Below are 17,683 nucleotides of genomic sequence, written 5' to 3'. Positions count from 1 at the left end.
TTGAATGAATCAGCACGTCAAAGAAGTCGTACCGTTCAGCCTGAAGGACGCGCCCTCACTGATCGAGCGCATCTTCCCTTCGATGAAGATTTCGGCTGAGGCAGAAAAGGAGCGGGATGCGAAACAATCTCAGACGCTGACACAGTTGGGCGCCTATTGGAAAGGCCGCAAGCCATTGATCCTTGTCCGCGCGTGCATTCTCGGCGCTCTTCTCCCCGTCACATCAGACCCTGAGATGGATATTCGCGTTTTCGAGCGTTTGATGGCGATCGACGATGAAGCCTTCAAACATCGCGTTAAGAGCAAAAAGCAATACCCGGCGATCCTCGATCTGCCCTATGAGGCTAGGATGGACCTCGCGCTCCGACCCGAAGAGCTAGAGGAAAATGTCTACGAAGCCATTTGGCCCTCCGTGAACTCCCATTTGAATACGCACGCCACCAGCTTGTCGAATTTGGTGGAGCAGCTTGGAATCATGCGGTTTGGAAAAAGACCTACAGTCGGAGACACTTTCGCGGGCGGCGGTTCGATTCCTTTCGAAGCTGGAAGGCTGGGCTGCGATGTCTATGCCTCTGACCTCAACCCGATAGCCTGCATGCTCACATGGGGCGCGTTCAATGTGATAGGCGCGGATTCTGCGGAGCGGTCAAGGATCGTAAAGGCAAACGAAGCGATCTCGACAGAATTGGATGAAAGAATCCAGGCTCTCGGTGTGGAGCATGACGAACAAGGGAACCGCGCGAAGGCATATCTCTACTGTCTTGAAACGAAATGTCCGGAAACCGGATGGATGGTTCCCCTACTGCCCAATCGTATCATCTCTAAAGCTTGGGGCGTTGCCGTTGACTTAGTACCAGACCACAAAAACAAGAGATACAATTTTTCGATCCTGCACGGCCTGTCTTCGGAGGAACTCTCGTCGCACTCGAAGGGGACCATTGTTGGGTCGCGGCTGGTCCACGCCATGAACCCAAACACGGATGGCACTGCATTTACGACGCTCCGCGGTGACTTTCGACGACCAGATGGATCCCGGAGCAACGCCTTGCGGATGTGGAGCAAGGAAGATTTCAAGCCTAGGCAAGGCGATGTCTTTCAAGAACGCCTGTACGCCATTCTTTGGATGAGAGTAGAGGACGCAGGAAAGAAGCGCCCGGGTTCATTTTTCGCCGCGCCCACAGAAGCAGATACTAATCGGGAAGGCACCGTCGAGAGGATCGTAAGCGAAAATCTACTCCTTTGGCAGAGCAAGGGCTTCGTTCCCGATATGAGCATTGAGTCCGGTGAAGAAACAGCGCGCCTGTTGCGCGAGAGAGGTTGGACATATTGGCACCATCTCTTTTCCCCGAGGCAGCTACTCTACTTTTCCATGTTCAGTGAGATTGGACAGGAGGTTGGACATCCCATTCACGCATTGAATCTCTGCCGACTTCTGGATAGGTCGTCGAAGATCAACAAGTGGTCTAGCAGTAACGGATCTTCGGGCCAACCAACGAATGTTTTTGATGACCAATCACTAAAGACGGTTCTGAACTACGGCGCGTATACCAGCTACAATCTCAATCGCTTGTTGGTCGATGCCCGCCATTTCAAAGTTCGTGCACCGCAAGATATCTTCAACGTCCCTGCAAAAGCCATTGATGCTCACGTGGACATCGCGATTACCGACCCACCCTATGCGGATGCCGTCAACTACCATGAGATCACCGAATTCTTTATCGCGTGGCTTCGCAAAAACCCTCCGGAAGAGTTTGCGGACTGGAATTGGGATAGCCGCCGTCGCTTGGCGATCAAGGGCAAGGGGGAGGAATTTCGCGCGAGCATGGTTGAGGCCTACCAGGCCATGGCCAACCACATGCCCGACAATGGCATCCAGATCGTCATGTTCACGCACCAGGACGGCAAGGTGTGGTCCGACATGGCCCAGATATTTTGGGGCGCAGGCCTTCAGGTCATGGCCGACTGGTACATCGCTACGGAGACGACTTCGGAACTGAAGAAAGGCGGTTACGTCCAAGGCACCCATATCATCGTCCTGCGCAAGCGTGGCGGGAGCGAGAGTGGCTATTCCGACGAGATCACCCAGGAGGTGAAGGAGGAGGTCGCACGACAGATCGAGGAGATGGTCGGGTTGAACCAGTCCTTGAAAGGCAAAGGGCGCAGCGAGAGTCTGTTCAATGACGCCGATCTTCAGATGGCCGGCTACGCGGCCGCTCTCCGCGTTCTGACGAGATACGTCAAGATCGACGGCAAAGACATGACCGTCGAGGCGATGCGGCCGCGTGCGAAAAATGAACGCACCGTCATTGACGACATCATCGAATATGCCGTCCAGGTCGCCAACGAGCATCTGGTGCCGGAAGGCATGAGCGAACAGACATGGCGGCGGCTAACGGGGGACGAACGCTTCTACCTCAAGATGCTGGATATCGAGACGACCGGAGCGAGGAAGGTCGACAACTATCAGAACTTCGCCAAGGCGTTCCGCGTGCCGGATTACGGCGCGCTCATGTCCTCGGTGAGCGCCAACGCCGCAGCCCTGAAATCCGCTTCCGATTTCGGAAAGCGGCAGATGGGCGGCGACGAATTCGGAAGCTCGCTCACGCGGGTGATCCTGCATGCGCTCTGGGAAATGGCGAACGGGGTCGAGGACGAATTCGTCGTCAGCCATGTCCGCGATTTGACCGACAACTATCTCGACCGCCGCGGCGACCTTATTGCCATCGCAAGCTACATGAAGGCAAAGAGGGGGATCTCGAACCGGGAGGAATCCCAGCATGCCGGAATTCTGGCCGGGCTGATCAGGAATCAGAGGCTTGGCTAGGCCCGACATGGACGTAGACATTCCCGGGGCGCCGTTCGCCGAGACAGAGTTCATCACCCGGTTTTCGTCGAGGCACGGCAAGCTTGCGGTCTTCCTCAAGGACCGGCTGAAAGGCGCCACCAGCTACGACCGGATCGCCGGCTATTTCCGCTCGTCCGTTTTCGAACTCGTCCACGAGGAGATTTCCGACGTGGACGACGTCAGGATCATCTGCAACAGCGATCTCGACCCCCGCGACATCGCAATGGGCATTGCCGCTGAAGACACCGCCCGGCAGTCCATCCTCGAGAAGTGGAACAGCGGCGACGATCCGGTCGAGTCCTTCCGGCACCGTGAACGCTACCAGCGCCTTTACGAATTGCTGAAGAAGGGTAACGTCAAGATCAAGGTCGTGTCCAAGGACGATGCTCCGTTCCTGCATGGCAAGGCTGGCGTGATCAGACGGCCTGACGGGTCCAGTTCCTCATTCATGGGATCGATCAATGAGACGGCTCAAGGCTGGGCCCATTCCTACGAGATCGTGTGGGAGGATCGTTCCCCCGACGGCGTGAACTGGGTCCAAGCAGAATTCGACGCTCTCTGGAAGATCGGCAGGAAGCTCCCCGAGGCCGTTATCGAAGAGATCGGCCGCAGCGCCCGTAAGGTCCAGGTGACAATCGAGAACCTGCCGCCGGAACGGATCGGCCAGTCCGCGCTCGTGGAATCCCCGCTATATCGCCGCGGCGAAGAACTCATGCCGTGGCAGCGGGCGTTCGTATCCTTGTTCGTTCAGGAGAGAGAGCGCTACGGAAAGTGCCGCCTGCTCCTGGCCGACGAGGTCGGCGTCGGGAAAACGCTCTCGATGGCGACCGCTGCGCTGGTGTCGGCCCTCCTCGACGATGGACCCGTCCTGATCCTGTGCCCGGCTACGCTGGGTGTGCAGTGGCAGACGGAGCTGCTCGACAAGCTCAACGTGCCGACCGCGCTTTGGCTCTCCTCGAAGAAGATGTGGCGTGACCCGCACGGACATCTCATCCGCACCCGGGGAGCCGAGGATATCGCCAGATGCCCTTACAGGATCGGAATCGTCTCCACGGGCCTGATCACTCAGAACACTCCCGAAGTCGAAGTTCTGCTCCGCAAGAACTACGGTATGGTGATCCTCGACGAGGCCCATAAGGCCCGCAAGAAACGGCAACTTGGCCGCGAGCCGATGGACGGCAACCTTCTAAAGTTCATGATGAAGATCGCCGGAAAGACCCGGCATCTGATCCTGGGCACGGCGACGCCGATCCAGACTGACGTCACCGAACTTTGGGACCTTCTGGAAATCCTGAATCACGGCGCCACCCATGTTCTCGGGCGCGAGTTCTCGACGTGGAGAAAACCAGACCTGGCCCGGGAAATCATGACCGGGGAGAAGATCGTGCTGGACGAAGGGGAAGCCTGGAATCTGCTCAGGAATCCTTTGCCGCCGAGTGACGAGGATCACGGCCCCTTCAATTTCATTTACCAGGATCTCGACATCGAAGGCAAAGCGGTCGACTTCACGGACGCGCCTTTCACGGACCTCGCCATTTTCACCCGGGACGATTTGAGAGACGCGATCAACGGCAAGGTCCGGGGCATCGGGTTCTTCCAGTATCACAACCCGATCAGCCGGCACGTCGTGCTGCGGAGACGCAAGACGCTGGAAGATGCGGGCCTGATGAAGCGGATCGCCGTTGATATCTGGCCCAACGCTTACGACCCGAATCCGGCCCTCTTCGAGGGAAAGGCCGTGCGGACGAGCGCGGATTTCGATCACGCCTGCGAAGCCGTCGAAAAATTCACCCAAGCTCTGGCCCAGCGGACTAAAGGGGCCGGGTTCATGCTGAACCTGCTGCGCCAGCGAATTTGCTCAAGCATCGCATCCGGCCTGTCGACTTGTCGCAAGCTGGTCGAAAAGCGCCAGCTTGACGATACCGACATTGAGGACGAAATCGACGACCTCTTGGCGGAAGATCCTGAACTCGCCGGAGTCCTGAACGACGAGATCGGCTATCTGCGCGAGGTGATACGGCATCTTGAGAGGAATCCAACCGATCCCAAGCTCGACGCCTGCATCTATTTCCTGGAGCAAAAAGGCTGGCTCCAGGACGGGTGCATCATATTCAGCCAATACTATGACACCGCACGCTGGATCGCTTCGCATTTGTCCGCACGGTTCGAAGGGGAGACCGTGGCGGTTTACGGCGGCTCCGGGAAGTCCGGCATCTTCATTGATGGCCAATGGCGGACCGTCGATCGCGAAGACATAAAAAAAGCCGTCAGGGATTACCGCATCAGGCTGGTCGTCGCCACCGACGCGGCGGCCGAAGGTTTGAACCTGCAGGCGCTGGCGACACTCATTAACGTCGACCTCCCTTGGAATCCTTCGCGCCTCGAGCAGCGGATCGGCCGCATCAAGCGGTACGGACAGAAGCGCGAGGCCGTTAAGATGGCGAATCTAGTTTATCAGAACACGGTCGACGAAAGGGTCTACGACAAGCTTTCTGAGCGGATGAAAGATCGCTATGATCTTCTCGGCTCTCTTCCCGACGTTATCGAGGACGCATGGATCGATGACATCGAAGCCATGGAGGAAGGCTTCAGGGAGTTCACGCGAAATAGGAAGAGCACCGCGGACGTCTTCGAGCTTCGGTACGGCGATTTCCTGTCGACCGACGGCGCCGACTGGCAGTTTTGCGAGCAGGTCTTGGACAAGGACGAGGCGATGAAGGTGCTGAGCAGCGGCTGGTGATGGGTAGCTTGGAAGAAACAGTCGTGAAATGCCGTTGCCGAGGGTCTAACGCGGACTGTTCGTATTGTTTCGGCTCCGGGATTATCTCCGAAGAGCCGAAATCTTCAACTGATATGGCAGTCCTGCGGCCCCCGCAGCCAGGCAGGAGAAAGATTCCCGAATCGGCTCCCGGTCAGCTGATCGCGCCCCGACGCTGCATCTCGCAACGGCCGATCATCCTTGCGTATGCGTATGGAGCGTCCCGTGACCGCCCACCTCGAAATCGAAGCCGACCATCTCGCGTCCGTCCGCGCCGTCCGCGTATTGCGCGAACTTGTCAGGCACGGAGGCTTCCTGTCCGCGCCTTCCCTAGCCAGCCGCAGCGGCCTTGCCGGATCGAGCGCGCGTGCGGCTCTGGAGAAGCTTGAGGCCAGCGGCATTGTCGCCAAGGTGGGCAGCGGCCGTGTCCACCTCTACCGCGCTCGCATTGAACATCCGCTGGCCTCGTCCCTGGAGGGATTGTTCGAAGCGGAGGAAGTTCGCTTCGCGTCGCTCTGCGAAGCCATCCGTTCGGCGGCATCAGATTGGAGTCCCGGCGTGACCGCCGTCTGGATTTACGGCAGCGTCGCACGTGGCGAAGATCGGCCGGACAGCGACCTGGATATCGTCGTTGTCGCAGAAAGCGGGATCCTTGAGGGCATGTTGGCGGCGATGAGGGACGCGCTCGTCGAACCCGGCGAATTGTTTGGATTTTCTCCGTCCGTGGTCGGGCTAGCTCGCGAGGACATTGTCCGCCTTTCCCGCCTACGCGATCCCTGGTGGCAAAGCGTGGCCGCCGACGCGATCGTCCTCGTTGGCGCGCGCCCCGATGAATTCGCGCCTGAGGCTCATGGATAAGATAATCGGGAGACAGGGCTCTCCCACGATGTATTGTCCCGACGGGCCACGGGGGGGCAAGTCGGCGATGACCACACCAATTAATGTAGCACAACATCAACATGAACGGCCCTGTCTCCCCAGAGTTGTTCTTCGTCACGGATTCCGAGGATTCCCGCCAGCCCAAAATGCCTCATCGCCCGGGATTTGGTTGCGCCGGCAGCGCCGCTCTCCCAGACTGATTGTCATGAGTTGCGGAGGATACGATGGATCGACTGACAGACAAGCCGCATTGCGAATACGCCGCTACGTCACAAGACTCAGCTTTCAGCGGTGACCTCATAGCGTTTATCGTGGATTGCTCGGAACTCGCCGTTGAATGCGGCGATGCTCAAAGCCTTCGGGCACACCTCTGCGACGACAGATGGCGGTCAGACATCGAGCAGGAAGCCTTGGACGAAAAGTCGCCTTTCAGGCCCAGGATCATCCGGGCAAAGGAAGCGCTGCTGCGGATGGAAGCGGTCGAAGCCGTTCATGGGATCGGCTCCGCCCTAGTCGTGAATCATCCGTTCAACATCAAGCTGGCCGCCTACGGGCTGCTTGGAAGGATCGCCGTTGCGAGAGAGCGAGCGACCCTCGCCACGGACTAACAGCTAGCTTATGAGCCCACTCGTCGGGAGCGCGTCGGACATTGCTATCGCCACGTTATGGGCCTTGAACGCAATCGCCGAAGCCTCATCTTGATTTCCACTGACTGGCGGAATGAACGCTCCGCCGGGACCAAATACGGCGAATTCAGAAGGCTCTCCATCTGCCCATATCTCCATCACCGTGAAACGGCCGAACCCTGCTATAACTCGCTTCCCAGCGCTGTTCGTCCGAGTATGAGGCTTGCAGAGTGTCGCAGGAAGGCTCTGCACCTCCCGTTCCGCCACGATACGCCTTGCCTTGGGAATGGTAAGGAGCATCTCCACCAGTTCCAGCTCCGCTTCAAAACGTGTCGCCCGGATGGCAGTGACATGTTCTTCGTCGGTTATCCCTCGATATCCAGAGATCTCGTAGTCCTCAATTTTCAGAATTTTCATCAACTCTGTCCGATGTCTGCTGCGCGCACATCCGCTGTAACGGAGAGTTGTCAACAATACCTTCTGGCTCGGCGGCCGAGGCGGGAAGTCAGCGGCAACGCCTGCTCACTGTCCTGGCCGCGGCGATACGATCGCACTAGGTCAGCCGAGCCGTCCGGCTTCATGCGACCGCGACTACAGATCAGCCTCCGGCGGAGCCTGCGCCGCGAGGCTCCTAAAGAGCATGCAGAAAGGCTGATTTTGCCGATCAAACGGCCAATTCCTGCAACTTATGCGAGAAACGGTGGAAAAAGGCTGGCGCTGGTGGAACATAGCCAGGCACCGAAGACAGCGCATCGCCATCAGTTTCCTGAGCTTCGCAGGTATTTGACGAGCGCCGCAATCGCGAGCAAAAGGGCAATGAACGCTAGAGTCCAGATGACGGCCATGCCGCCCATCATCCACGCACTTGAACCACCCACCATAGCGGTTGTCTCTACAGTCAGCGAAAGCCCGACATCGCCGGTGCGCCTCTGCGATTCCGAGGTGAACCTAGTGCGACGTACACTTCCGTCAAGACGACAGGAAAGCTCGCGCGGCTGACTGTCACCCTCACTGCACCGTACCCGGTCCGGCCAGTTCGTCGATGATCGGGCAATCCGGCCTCTCGTCGCCCTGGCAGTGCTCGACAAGGCGATGAAGCAGGCCACGCAGTCCGACCAGTTCGGCGATCTTCCGATCGATCTCCACCAACTTGGCTTCCGCCAGCGCTTTCACGTCCGCGCTCTCACGGTCCTTGTCACGATAGAGCGACAGCAGCTGACGGCACTCTTCCACAGAAAATCCCAGGCTGCGCGACCGCTGCAGAAATCGCAGGCGGTGAACATCGGCCACAGAATAATCACGATAGCCGTTGTCTGTCCGGACAGGGCTTAAGAGGCCGATGTCCTCGTAGTACCGGATGGTCTTTGACGGCAGGCCGGATTTCTCGGACGCGATCCCGATATTCATGATTGGAAATCTCCTTGGTCGAGGAGGCTAAGCCTTCCTGCTGCTGGAAGGTCAATACGCGCTGACAATCTTAATCGGCCCCGCCGCAGCCGTCCGACAGGTTCCATTCGATCGTCTGGAAATACTTCTCGTCGCCCTGGAGCATGGCGTCGAGTTCCTCGAGCGAATGGGCTTGCGCGCCATGGGCGGAGCCCACGATCAGCGCGGCTACGGCAACCATGTGCCGCTCTGCCGTCGTCCGTCGCGTACAAGGAAATTGGCGGCTATGTAGCTGATTTCTGCCGCCGCATGATCGCGAACCTGGATACCGATCCAGGTCCGGGAAATGACAAAGAAGCGGCTGAACCCGGGGCGGCGGCGATGTTCTCTCCGTAGACGAAAGCAAAAGCAGTATCGCCGTTGGAGACCAGCACTCATTACTGTAGGTTGTGTTTCTTAAGACCAATTAAGCGTGATGCAAACTCATGTGGCGACGGCCGTCCGGAATCGAGACTTATGTGGCGACGGTTGCAGTCCAGATGGCGAACGCTTGAAAATCATCAATGGTTCCCAATGACGGCGAGTTCAGCCTGATGCGGCAACCAAGAGCTGGCTGGTCGCCGTCGGCGTTGCACCAGTTCTCGTCGTCGCCATGCCTTGCGTTGCAATGTGCGCACCGAGCCACTGCATGCACCGGATGACGGGCCGCGCCTGTCCGGCAGAGGACGTTTCCCTAAAATCAGGCGAAAACACCGATGCACTGCTAACAGTGCCTGCCAATCCGAAAGGCAACGCCTGATGCCTGTCCTGATCCGACACAGGCCAGAGGCTCGGTGCGCTTCGGTCGCTTTGGGCGAATGGATGCGTCGGCGGGTGGTGAGTTCAAGAGGTCGAGATTCCGCTGGAAACGACTGTCGCGCGGAATCTCCGCGACCTGCTTTCAGGCAGCCTCGCTCAGCAAGACGATCAATGCGTTGTGCGTTCTTACCCTCGTCCGCGACGGACTTCGCTCGCCCTTCGTTCCGCCACCGCCAAACACCGAGACGACGAAATCAATTGGCGCAGCACAATCGATTCATCAATCACAGGACATGCTCTAGATACCGCTGCCGTCCGAATCCAGCTTTGACCGTATTGCGTTGATGGCATCCACAATGACATCGGCAGTCTGCAGGTCTAGCGCGATATCCAACAAGCCTTCGGTTGTCTGGATCGAGAGGATGCCAAGAGGGCCTTTCTCGTCCATGACAGTGCTGACATGAATTTCGGTCGGCACGAAAGGCAGCGCCTTTTTTCCGGTAGGCTTCATTGGGTAACTCATTGCCTTGGGCAGCTTCGACAATCGCGCAACGCGGCAACGATTTCAAGCGGACCAGACGACGCTACCAGCCGTAGGGAAGCCGTCATCAACGAGGTCGAGCATTTAACGCCGCAAACGTGATCACCGGGATTGCCTATCGTCACGCGGTTGTCATATGTTGGCGTTAAATACCCTTAATTCCGGATTTATGGATACATGGATAAAAAGTCCGCTCTCCTCGCATTGGCAGCACTCGGCCAGGATACCCGGCTCGAAGTCTTCCGCCTGCTGATTAAGGCGGGTGCCGATGGCATACCCGCCGGCGAGATCGCTTCACGGCTTGATACGGTGCAGAACACCATGTCGGCGCACCTGAAGGTCCTTGACCATGCTGGCCTGGTCCGCGCTGAGCGTGACGGCCGAACAATCCGATACGTCGCCGACATGACGGGCTTCCGCGACATGCTCGCTTACCTCATGGAGGATTGCTGCAACGGCGCGCCAGAACTCTGTCAGCCAGTTATCCAGGCTGTGACCTGCAAATGTTGAGGGAGGAAGCCATGAGCGATCAAATCTATAATGTCCTGTTTCTCTGCACGGGCAATTCGGCCCGATCGATCCTCGCGGAAGCAATCCTGAACCGCGTTGACGCTGGCAAGTTCAACGCATTCTCGGCCGGATCGCAGCCGAAGGGCGAGGTCCATCCCTATGCCCTCCAACTGCTGAAGAGCCTCAACTACGACACGTCGTTCGCGCGTTCGAAGAGCTGGGAGGAATTCGCGGCTCCTGGCGCCCCGGAGATGAACTTCGTTTTCACGGTCTGCGACAACGCAGCCAATGAGTCCTGCCCGGTCTGGCCCGGACAGCCGATGACGGCGCACTGGGGCATTCCTGACCCAGCCGCGGTGGAAGGCACCGACGTCGAAAAGCATCTGGCCTTCGCCGAAGCCTACCGCATGCTCAACAACCGCCTCTCGATCTTCGTGAGCTTGCCCATGAACATGGTCGACAAGCTCGCCTTGCAGAAGCGCCTGGACGAGATCGGCCGCAACCTGCCGAAGGCCGGCTGAACCCCGTGGCGAACGACCTGCCACGCCGCATCGTCGCGGAAGCCTTGGGAACCGCGCTGCTTGTCGCGACCGTTGTCGGCTCCGGCATCATGGCATCCCGGCTGACCCACGACGTCGCCATTTCGCTGCTCGGCAACACGTTGCCGACTGGGGCCATCCTCGTCGTGCTGATCACGATACTGGGACCGATCTCGGGGGCGCACTTCAATCCCGTCGTCACGCTGGTGTTCGCGCTCCGCCGCGAGATCGAAGCGAACGCGGCGCTCGCCTATGTCATCGCCCAAATCGTCGGCGGCATCGCCGGAACGTTTCTGGCGCACGCCATGTTCGAGTTGCCGATCCTGCAGGCCTCCGCGACGGTGCGGACCGGGACAGGGCAGTGGATCGCCGAGGCAGTCGCCGCCTTCGGCCTTATCTTCACCATCCTGGCAGGCCTGCGCTTCCGCTCCGACGCGATCCCCTGGCTGGTCGGGCTCTACATCACAGCCGCCTACTGGTTCACCGCCTCGACGTCCTTCGCCAACCCGGCCGTCGCGATCGCCCGCGCCTTTTCCGACACTTTTTCTGGCATCCGCCCGGTCGACCTGCCTGGCTTCATAGCTGCCGAACTGCTGGGGGCCTTGCTCGCGATGGCCCTGGCGGGTTGGCTGCTCGCCGAACCGAAACCAATGAGACAGATGAAGGCTGCCGAATGACTGTCACGATTTACCACAACCCCGACTGCGGCACCTCGCGGAACACGCTGGCCATGATCCGCCAGTCCGGCGAAGAGCCGCAAGTGATCGAATATCTGAAGAACCCGCCATCGCGCGAAAAGCTCGTCGAACTGTGCGATGGGAAAGACGCCTCGCCAATTGCTGCGCGAGAAGGGCACGCCTTACGCTGAACTCGATCTCGGCAATCCCAAGTGGACCGACGATGAAATTCTGGATTTCATGATGGCGCATCCGATCCTGATCAATCGTCCGATCGTGGTGACGCGTCTCGGCGTCGTCCTCGCCCGGCCTTCGGAAGCGGTTCTCGACATCCTGCCCAACCCCAATATCGGGCTGTTCGTCAAAGAGGATGGCGAGGTTGTCATCGACACAAAGGGCAAGCGCATTGCCTGATCGGGACCAGATGGCCGAAGACTCGATGCCGAACGTGGACGACGAGCAATCCTGACGCGTCACTGAATATCGCTCACTTCGGCGTGTAAGCCCCGGAAATCACATCCTATCTTTATCAGCGGCACTTCACGCTTCCTCATCGTCTACTCGCACGAAGGCTGCTCAGAATCTTCGCTCCATCTGAGCCGACCAACTCTCAGCCATAAGCAAACCCCCGGCCCAGAGGGCCGGGGGTTTGCGGCGATCACCGGAAGAGCTTCGGGCTGTGCTACGGGCGCGCTACGAGACGAACTCGCGCTTGAAGCGGGCGAGCTCATCTGGACGCACGAGGCAATTGCCGCAGCTGCCCATAGGCTAAGTGCGGGTGCCAGTGCCGATATCGCTTTCTTCATGCTTTTCCCAATCGAGCGACTGTCACGAATCCCGCAATCAGTATCAACCTTCTCGGCTCATCGTCGAACCGCGACGGCGATGTCGCGGCCGCCGGACTACGCTACCTGCTGGGTACTCGCCACGAGATGAAGGGCCGGGGCAACATGCGGCAGTTCGTGGATCGTCACGCTCGGGCACACCTTCCGCGCAAGGTCGCACAGGTGCTGATGGTGGGTGAAATAGACTACCTGGCCCACCTTTGCCATTTCCGCGAAGAGTCGGAAGGCTTCCTCTGCACGGAAATCGTCAAAGGTCTCCATGATGTCATCGGCAAGGAAAGGCACCGACCGATGCGAAGAGGAGAACTCGTGATATCCGGCAACGCGAAGCGCAAGATAGAGCTGGAACCGCGTTCCCTTCGACAGCGCGGACGCAATCTTCGATCCGCCGTCCGCGCTCACCGCGACCAGCATCTCCGTGTCCCTGTCAGGCTGGGTAGCGAGACCCCGGTAGTTGCCCCTGCTGATAGTATGGAACGCCTCAGACGCTTGAGCCATCATGGAACTCCGATGGCGGTCCCGGTAAATTCGAAGCGCCTGTTCGGCTGCCGCGACTCCAATGCGTAGATTGAGATAGCGGACAGCCTTTTCTTCGATTTCGAGCGACACAGTCCGGCGACGCTCTTCGACCCGGGCGACGGCATCGTCATCTCCTATTGCATTGACCGCGTCAGCCGCCTTGCTGTGTTCGGTGAACAGTTCCCGGTTCCGTTGATCCTGATCCTCGAAACGGCCTTTGAGTTCTGCCGCCTCCGTTTCAAGGGCCGCCCGATCAGTGTTCTCGAGGGACCGTTCAGCTTCGTCCAGGGTAGGTGATCCAACAGCGTTCATGATGTCTGTCGCGGCGGAATCAGCTTCACCTCTGAGCGTGGCTCGCCGCTCGAGCTGCTGCAGCACGACTCCGATATCCGTAAGCGAGGCCACGCCGAAGAACTGGAGGAGTTCGCCTTTTCGCCGTTCATGGATCGCGATGGCGTCAGACAACTCACGCTGCTTTTCCTTAGCGACCTGGATAGCCTGCTCTTTCTCAACGCGACGGGCCCAAGCGGACGCGGCCTCGCGAACGCGATTTTCTGTCGCCGCGGCGAGATCCAGCGCAGCGGACTGTTGTACGGGAATGCTCAGTTCATCAGCGAGGCGGCCCACTTCGGCAGCAAAATCTGCCTGGTCCCTCTCCATCTTCGTGACACGATCTGCCAGTCCGCTCTTCTTCTCGATGAAGGATCCGAGATCGCCGACGGCTGACAAGATCTCTCGAACGTCCGCGACCGGCCGTGGGCCTTGATCGCCCAGCCACGACGCAGAGCATGCCGCTGTCCATTCGGATGTCCAACGCTGATCGTCCGCGGTGGCTCCTTCAAGGATACGCTCGCGGTCTGCCAGTTCCCGCTGACGGTCCTCGAAGTCTCGCCGGAACTGCTTCATTTCGGACGCCCGGTCGACGAGGGCTTGGGCAAATGCCACCAGTGTCTCGAAGCTCGCGTTCGAATCATATGACGCGCCAACAGCGGCGAAGGCGGCTTTCAGTCGGTCGCCAGCGGCCACACCATCGGCTTTCGCCGCTTGCCGATCCCGCTCAGCTGCCCGAAGCGTGGACAATGCCTCGAGAGCCAGATCGCGCGAACCCAACCAAGCCTCAAGCCGTTCGGGGGAACTGTCTGCCTGAAAGCCGGGCGCGATGCGCAAGAAGGCCTCGGCAATTTCGTCGTTGATGCGTTGAAAGTCCGTTCTCGCCGCTTCGAGGAGCTCTTGGGCGCGGGCAATGTCCGCATCCATGACAACAGCGGCTTGAAGGCTCTGCTGAAGTCTCGCCAGTTCATTGACATGCACGAAGCGGGCGTTGGTTGCGAGGTCGTCGCGCCGGAGGGTCTCTTCGAAGAGGTCGGCCGTGCTCTCGTCCAATTTCCGGCGATGGTCTGCCCATGCCTCCTCGCGGGCCGCTCGGACGGTGCCAGCCTCCTGTTCGGTGACGATGCCTGCGACGGCTTCCAATGCTTCGAGTTCGGCGGTCAGGTGCTTGCGATCCGATGCCAGACGCTCCACCTCCTGCTGGTGGCGTTCGACCTTCTTTCGAGCCGTTGCGAGGTCGGCCTTCCACCGCTCGATGCTGAACTTGTCCGGTACGGCCATGTCGAGAAGCTGCTGCGGGTTCCCGGCCCACGGCCTCAGTTCGCGCAGCTTGGACGAGAGCGTCTCCTGGTGTGAAGCAAGGGTCCGGTCGGCCAGTCGCAGACGAACGCCATGGTCGTCGGCTCGCAGCACAGCCAGTGTGGCCGTCATGCCTGCCATGCCGGCGTCGGCAGAGGCATAGGATGCGGCTCCGGTGCCTTGTCCCGCGGCCTCGAATTTTTCGCGCGCTTCGGCCATGCGTCGCCGCGCACCTGAAACCTCGTTCTCTGCCGACCTGAGCGACGACGTCACGCCGGAGCGGCTCTCGATAAGGTCGCTGAGGGCGCCGACGACGGACGTCCCAAGAACCAGACGCGCCGGATCGGCCTCGTCCTCCTGGCCAATCCGACGCAGAATCCCTGCGATCGCAGCGTCGGCCTCGCGCATCTGCAATCGACGTTCGGGAATGTCCTTCGCCGCCGTGAGATAGCGCGCCCGCAGATCCGGGAGCCGCGACGCGCGATCGGCAAGCCTCAGTGCAGCATCGTCGACAGTCTCCTTTTCCAACTCCGACACAAGTTCATCGATGTTCTCGATGGCGCTTCTTGAGCGCGTCGCCAGTTCGATCTCGTCTTTCTGGAGCGTCGCAAGTTCCTCGGCCACCCCGATCGGGGGCTCCGGAAGGGATTCAAGGGGAGCGAGCTTCTCGCGGGCGGCTCGCAACGTTGTCAGACGAGGAAGCGCGATGAGCAGGCGTTGGATCTGGTCGATCCGCGACTGTATGCGGCCGCGAGCGGCAATCGTCTCTTCATACCGTGAGGCGGCGCTTTCTCGCGTGCCGACCAACTGGGCATATCGGCTGGCCAGTGTGTCGATCTTCGCCCGCTCCTCTTTGAGCGCGTCAAGCTGGCTCTTTAGCTCGCCCAATTCTCCGCTCCGCGCTCGCTTCTTGTAGAAGGCGTCCGCTTCCGTTCTCAGGTCGCCAAGCCGATGGCTCAGGTCGGCCAGGCCAGCGCTGGCCGAAAACAGGAGTTCTCCGAGGTCGCCCTTGCTCGCCAGGATGCTTTCACCGCCTGCCTCGAGCGTGTCGTCGTCGAGCGAGAACATCGTCCGGTAAGACCCCCGATCGATGCCTCCGAGATCTACGCGCAGCACGGCTTCGGAGATAGGCTGGTCATCCGCGTCAAGAAGGCTGTTCTGCGGGCGCTTGATGCGAAAAACCTCTCGCTCACCCGCCGCTAGTTCCAAAGCCGCGCCGAGCCGCATCGAGGCATAGGGATGCAGGAAGTCATAGGGGCTGCGCGTCTCGATCCCGAACAGGAGGTCCAGGACGGCCGCGAGCGCGGTCGATTTCCCGGCCTCGTTCGGGCCATAGACGATATGCAGGTCCGAGCTGCCCTTGGTGCGCTGGCCGAAGTCGATCGTGTGGTCGGTGAACTTTCCGTAACGGGCGAGATCGAGACGACGAATACGCATCAGGCAGCCTCCACGTCCGAGTCGGCATGCAGGCGTGCGACTACGTTGTCCGCGCCGTCATTCAGCAGGTCGGCAACGACGAGGTCGAATGCGGCCTCGTCCTCTCCGAGTATATGACGGCATTCCGGAGGCAGCTGTCCTCTCAGTTCCTCCGCGACCTCGAATGCCGCCGCCTTGAACGCATCCGAACCTGCAATCTCGTCCGAGATCAGACGCCGCAGTTCGCTCAGCGGATCTCCGGAATCGGCTTGCGCAGCCGACGGTGGCTGGCACTGGACCTCCAGTTTCTCGACCCAACAGCGACCCACCGTGGATGCCCGGTCATCGGCTTCGGCCTTGAGGAGGTCGATGTCGCATCGGATGCGCCAGGCGAGGGGAGTGATGCCCGTCAGGCGGACGCGCGCAACCAAGTGATCGGAAGCGGCATCCGTCCGGGTTCGTTCCAGCGCCTTTCCGATTTCCCGAGCCAGGCCGGCCCAGTCTTGAATCTGGCTCGTATCGACTTCGACGCGTTCGAATTGTGCGACGCTGGTGAAGCGCTCTTCGATCCGGACTGACAGGTCGTCGGCAACGGTTACGAGCGATACCGACTTGACGCCGGATTCGTTGATGTCGCGTCCTTGGGGCATGCCGGGCATGACCACGGTACATTTTCCTTCGAACACCGATCGTTTGTGGATGTGGCCGAGCGCCCAGTATTGGAAGCCCGCCGCCTGAAGGTCGGCGAGGCTGCATGGGGCATAGGGATTGTGGCCGCTCGATCCCGAGAGGCTGGTGTGAAGGATGCCGACGTTGAAGGCTCCGTCGATCGCGGGCTTGTACTTGCCGACGAGACTTTCAGGGGCCTGCGGATCGGCAAAGCTCAGGCCATGAACGACGACGGGGAAGTCGCCTCGCGCCCGGTCGACCGCGATGGCGTCGGCCCGCCCGCTGAACACCTTCACCGTTTCCGGAAAGACCAATTCCTTCGTGATCTGCGAGACGGCGTCGTGATTGCCCCGGATAATGAAAACACGAATGCCCGCTTCGTGCAGCCGACGCACCTGTTCCGCGAGAAACCGCGCGGTCTTCATCGATGTCTGCTCGCCGTCGTAGAGATCGCCAGCCAGCAGCAGTGCGTCGACCTGCTCTCGAAGGCAGAGATCAATGACACGGACAAATGCCTGCCGGGTCGCATTCCCGATCAGGTCGGCGAGCTCCGGGCTTCGCATAGCCAAAGACTTGAGTGGTGAATCCAAATGGATATCCGCCGCGTGAACAAACCGATACGCCACTTACGCTGCCTCCCGCAACCAATCAGCTGCCGCTGATTCCCAAGGAACCGTACGTTGCACGCCATAGCGGCAGCGGGTGCCAATTCCTGTCATTTGTCCCCAGGAAACTGCACAGGCTAAATGAAAAGGCCGAAAGGAAGCTGCGTGCGTGCAGCGCTGTCAGCAATTGCGGGGAAAGAAGCGCTAGTCCCGCTAGCGCAGACTACATGAAGAGGCCCGACAGGTGCGTGCGCGCATTGCCGAACTGGAGTGCGACCTCATGATGACCACACCTATGGGACGCGCGCAAAAATTGTCTTTCCCGTGCTAGGCGGGGGATGCATGACGCCTTGGTCAACATCCGACCAGCCGATCTTCCGGCCTTCCAATCCGCGAGACCGGCCGACAGGCAAGGCGGACGCGTCGAAGCATTGCGCTCGA

The 17,683-nt window shown here is 59.8% G+C and carries 13 protein-coding genes and 1 pseudogene; 8 read left to right on the top strand and 6 right to left on the bottom strand.

Annotation, left to right across the window (positions count from 1 at the left end; all coding sequences use genetic code 11):
• Positions 1 to 4 precede the first annotated feature (4 nt).
• From NKH57_RS02140 to NKH57_RS02125, 4 genes are all read left to right on the top strand, one after another.
• Positions 5 to 2,824: an anti-phage-associated DUF1156 domain-containing protein gene (locus NKH57_RS02140; protein WP_352941281.1), complete on the top strand. Its 2,820-nt coding sequence runs from the start codon at positions 5 to 7 to the stop codon at positions 2,822 to 2,824.
• 7 nt (positions 2,825 to 2,831) lie between these two features.
• On the top strand, positions 2,832 to 5,585 hold the full coding sequence (locus tag NKH57_RS02135) for a phospholipase D-like domain-containing anti-phage protein (protein WP_352941278.1): 2,754 nt from the start codon (positions 2,832 to 2,834) through the stop codon (positions 5,583 to 5,585).
• Positions 5,586 to 5,828: 243 nt separating this feature from the next.
• On the top strand, positions 5,829 to 6,461 hold the full coding sequence (locus tag NKH57_RS02130; RefSeq protein WP_352941276.1) for a nucleotidyltransferase domain-containing protein: 633 nt from the start codon (positions 5,829 to 5,831) through the stop codon (positions 6,459 to 6,461).
• A gap of 245 nt (positions 6,462 to 6,706) precedes the next feature.
• A complete protein-coding gene (locus NKH57_RS02125) occupies positions 6,707 to 7,090 on the top strand; it encodes a hypothetical protein (RefSeq protein ID WP_352941274.1) in 384 nt (127 codons plus the stop codon).
• 3 nt (positions 7,091 to 7,093) lie between these two features.
• On the opposite strand, the gene NKH57_RS02120 is transcribed toward NKH57_RS02125, so the two are convergent.
• From NKH57_RS02120 to NKH57_RS02105, 4 genes are all read right to left on the bottom strand, one after another.
• The gene (locus tag NKH57_RS02120) at positions 7,094 to 7,525 is read right to left on the bottom strand and encodes a hypothetical protein (protein WP_352941272.1); all 432 of its coding nucleotides are present in this window, start codon (positions 7,523 to 7,525) and stop codon (positions 7,094 to 7,096) included.
• Positions 7,526 to 8,116: 591 nt separating this feature from the next.
• Positions 8,117 to 8,515, bottom strand: a complete 399-nt coding sequence (gene cueR, locus NKH57_RS02115; RefSeq protein ID WP_352941270.1) for a Cu(I)-responsive transcriptional regulator — start codon at positions 8,513 to 8,515, stop codon at positions 8,117 to 8,119.
• 70 nt (positions 8,516 to 8,585) lie between these two features.
• A complete protein-coding gene (locus NKH57_RS02110) occupies positions 8,586 to 8,735 on the bottom strand; it encodes a hypothetical protein (RefSeq protein WP_352941268.1) in 150 nt (49 codons plus the stop codon).
• 855 nt (positions 8,736 to 9,590) lie between these two features.
• The gene (locus NKH57_RS02105; RefSeq protein WP_352941266.1) at positions 9,591 to 9,836 is read right to left on the bottom strand and encodes a hypothetical protein; all 246 of its coding nucleotides are present in this window, start codon (positions 9,834 to 9,836) and stop codon (positions 9,591 to 9,593) included.
• Positions 9,837 to 10,010: 174 nt separating this feature from the next.
• Between NKH57_RS02105 and NKH57_RS02100 the strand changes: the two genes are divergently transcribed.
• The 4 genes and pseudogenes from NKH57_RS02100 to arsC all read left to right on the top strand — a co-directional run bounded on the left by NKH57_RS02100 (position 10,011) and on the right by arsC (position 11,973).
• Positions 10,011 to 10,343, top strand: a complete 333-nt coding sequence (locus NKH57_RS02100) for an ArsR/SmtB family transcription factor (RefSeq protein WP_352941263.1) — start codon at positions 10,011 to 10,013, stop codon at positions 10,341 to 10,343.
• Positions 10,344 to 10,354: 11 nt separating this feature from the next.
• Complete coding sequence (locus tag NKH57_RS02095; RefSeq protein ID WP_352941261.1) at positions 10,355 to 10,864, top strand: arsenate reductase ArsC; 510 nt, start codon at positions 10,355 to 10,357, stop codon at positions 10,862 to 10,864.
• Between the two features lie 5 nt (positions 10,865 to 10,869).
• Entirely contained in the window at positions 10,870 to 11,559 is a 690-nt protein-coding gene (locus NKH57_RS02090) for an aquaporin (protein WP_352941259.1), read from the top strand.
• Positions 11,556 to 11,973, top strand: a pseudogene (gene arsC, locus NKH57_RS02085) (arsenate reductase (glutaredoxin)). The gene NKH57_RS02090 and the pseudogene arsC overlap by 4 nt, the downstream one beginning before the upstream one ends.
• Before the next feature lie 488 nt (positions 11,974 to 12,461).
• Here the strand turns inward: arsC and NKH57_RS02080 are convergent.
• Both NKH57_RS02080 and NKH57_RS02075 read right to left on the bottom strand, forming a co-directional pair.
• A complete protein-coding gene (locus NKH57_RS02080) occupies positions 12,462 to 15,989 on the bottom strand; it encodes an AAA family ATPase (RefSeq protein ID WP_352941257.1) in 3,528 nt (1,175 codons plus the stop codon).
• A complete protein-coding gene (locus NKH57_RS02075; RefSeq protein ID WP_352552585.1) occupies positions 15,989 to 17,263 on the bottom strand; it encodes a metallophosphoesterase family protein in 1,275 nt (424 codons plus the stop codon). The genes NKH57_RS02080 and NKH57_RS02075 overlap by 1 nt, the downstream gene beginning before the upstream one ends.
• Between the last annotated feature and the right edge of the window lie 420 nt (positions 17,264 to 17,683).

This window comes from Mesorhizobium sp. M1050 (assembly GCF_040318715.1).
In the GTDB taxonomy this organism is placed as follows: Bacteria; Pseudomonadota; Alphaproteobacteria; order Rhizobiales; family Rhizobiaceae; genus Mesorhizobium.
Note: the sequence above shows the minus strand (reverse complement) of the source record. Positions and strands in the feature narration are given on the sequence as shown.